Annotated in this window: 3 protein-coding genes; 1 reads left to right on the plus strand and 2 read right to left on the minus strand. The window is 44.5% G+C overall.

Going from position 1 to position 2,739, the window contains the following annotated elements; translation table 11 throughout:
• A partial coding sequence (locus BHV72_RS07100) for a class II fructose-bisphosphate aldolase (protein ID WP_286855487.1) occupies positions 1 to 1,002 on the minus strand: 1,002 nt, incomplete at its 3' end.
• Positions 1,003 to 1,284: 282 nt separating this feature from the next.
• On the minus strand, positions 1,285 to 2,292 hold the full coding sequence (locus BHV72_RS07105; RefSeq protein ID WP_005835947.1) for an endonuclease/exonuclease/phosphatase family protein: 1,008 nt from the start codon (positions 2,290 to 2,292) through the stop codon (positions 1,285 to 1,287).
• A gap of 188 nt (positions 2,293 to 2,480) precedes the next feature.
• Between BHV72_RS07105 and BHV72_RS07110 the strand changes: the two genes are divergently transcribed.
• On the plus strand, positions 2,481 to 2,732 hold the full coding sequence (locus tag BHV72_RS07110; protein ID WP_005835945.1) for a type B 50S ribosomal protein L31: 252 nt from the start codon (positions 2,481 to 2,483) through the stop codon (positions 2,730 to 2,732).
• Positions 2,733 to 2,739 lie beyond the last annotated feature (7 nt).

Below are 2,739 nucleotides of genomic sequence, written 5' to 3' on the forward strand. Positions count from 1 at the left end.
TTGAGCCAATTTGTTCTCTGAACCAAGCACGTTGATGATTTTATGCTTGTACAGTTTTTCCATATTGTCACGAGCCGGACCCAGATACTTACGCGGGTCGAATTCTGCCGGTTTTTCAGCAAATGTCTTGCGGATAGCAGCTGTCATAGCCAGACGTGAGTCAGAGTCGATGTTGATTTTGCAAACAGCAGACTTGGCAGCCTTACGCAACTGCTCTTCGGGGATACCGATAGCAGCTTCCAGCTTACCACCATACTTGTTGATAGTATCAACTTCTTCCTGAGGAACTGAAGAAGAACCGTGAAGAACGATGGGGAATCCCGGAAGTTTCTCCATTACAGCATCCAGAACGGCAAATTCCAAAGGAGGAGGAACCAGACGACCGGTAGCAGGGTCAACGTGGCATTGTTCGGGTTTGAACTTGTATGCACCATGAGAAGTACCGATTGAGATAGCCAGTGAATCGCAACCTGTACGGGTAGCGAAGTCAATAACTTCTTCAGGATTAGTATATGTATGGTGTTCTGCAGAAACTTCATCTTCTACACCGGCCAATACACCGAGTTCGCCTTCTACAGTTACGTCGAACTGATGGGCATAGTCAACTACCTTCTTAGTCAGTGCAACGTTTTCTTCGTACGGAAGGTGTGAACCGTCAATCATTACTGAAGAGAAACCAGAGTCGATACAGCTCTTGCAAGTTTCGAATGTATCTCCGTGGTCGAGGTGAAGAACAATTTCAGGATGTTTGCAACCCAATTCCTTAGCGTACTCAACAGCACCCTGAGCCATGTAACGCAACAGCGTAGCGTTGGCATACTGACGGGCACCCTTAGATACCTGAAGAATAACCGGAGACTTTGTTTCAACTGCAGCCTTGATGATAGCCTGCATCTGTTCCATATTGTTGAAGTTGAATGCCGGAATAGCATATCCACCTTTGATAGCCTTAGCAAACATCTCTCTTGTGTTTACCAGTCCTAAATCTTTGTAATTAACCATTTTGTTTAAATTTTATTGTTAGTGAATTAAAATTCTACGCAAAAGTAATCATTATCCTTTAAAGTAAAGAACTTGAGAGGAATAAAATATCCGGCTCATCCTACCAAATCCATTCTATTTTAAAGCTATTGGCTTCATTTAACAGATTATTGTAATCTCTATATTACAAACTCTTTGCATTTATCTCTGCCAGTCATACTTTTGCCATCTATACTTCTATCAACAAAAAAGCCGGAGAACATGTTTGCTCTCCGGCATCTGTTTACACATTATTATGTAATACTAATTTTTCAGATAGATGATGGTCGGCAAATGGTCACTGTAACCGTTCAGCCAAGTCCTGCCCCCATGCGTACGCAAGGGGGAACCTTTGTATTTGCCATCCTGCTGAATCAGATAATCGCGGATGAAAACTTCATTGTGATCATAGCGCAACCCTTTCTTAGCCTTCAGCAACGGTTTCGAAATGACAATCTGGTCAAACAAGTTCCACTTGCCCCGATAGAGCAATGTCCCCACTCCCTTGTCTTCCAGTGTCTCCCACCAGGGATTGTAGAATTCGCCTTTCTTCACCTGCTTCGGATATTTGCGTGCACCCAGCACCTCCATGCTTTCATCCATCGGGTCGTCATTCATATCCCCCATCACGATGAGTTTCAGCTTCTTGTCGCTACGCATCAGAGAGTCCTTCAAGGCTTTTACCTGCCTGGCTGCATGCACACGCACCGGTGACTTTGCCCCACGGGAGGGCCAGTGGTTCACTATCACGCAGACACGCTCTCCCGCCAGTTGTCCGTCCACAATCAGGAAGCCGCGCGTCAAGTGCACCGTATCCCCCTCAAAAGGAGTAGAAAGCACCAACTTTGAGTGGGTAACGCTGAACTGCTTCGGGTCGTACAGCAAGGCACAGTCGATGCCCCGTCTGTCCGGTCCTTCATAATGCACGAACTCATAATTGGAAATGGCCGGCTGCTTCACGAGGTCTTCCAGCACCCGGCTGTTCTCCGCCTCTGCCACACCGATGAATGCCGGACCTTCCGGCACTAAATCACGCGAAAGGGAACCCAACACTTTGGAAAGGTTCTGCAGCTTGGACTCATACTTCTTTGCCGTCCATTGGTAACTGCCGTCGGGCAGGAACTCATAGTCATTCTTACCTGCATCATGAATCGTATCAAACAAGTTCTCAAGATTGTAGAACGCAACACTATACAGTTTCCGTTCCGCATTTTGTGCCCCCAGCGTTGCCACGCACAGCCAGAAAGAGCATAAGACAAGTAGTTTCCTCATAAATTCACAAGATTAAGTCCTGCAAAAATCAGAAATAAAATGCGATAAACCTACTAAATAAAAATAAATCTGAATTTATTTTGTAGAGTCTCCAACTTGCACTATCTTTGCGCTCTGAAAAGAAGACCATTACACTATTTATTACCAAAATAGTAACAGAATATAAATTTTTAAAAGAAAATATCAAAATGAAAAAAGGTATTCATCCTGAAAATTACCGTCCGGTAGTATTTAAAGATATGTCAAATGGTGATGTATTCTTGTCTCGTTCCACTTGCAACACGAAAGAGACTATCGAATTCGAAGGTGAAACTTATCCGCTGGTAAAGCTGGAAATCTCCAGCACCTCTCACCCGTTCTACACAGGTAAGTCTAAGCTGGTTGACACTGCCGGTCGTGTTGATAAGTTCATGAGCCGTTACGGTAACCGTAAGAAATAATCAGTTT

Origin of the sequence: Bacteroides sp. 43_46 (assembly GCF_001915455.1) — a bacterium.
In the GTDB taxonomy this organism is placed as follows: Bacteria; Bacteroidota; Bacteroidia; order Bacteroidales; family Bacteroidaceae; genus Bacteroides; species Bacteroides caccae.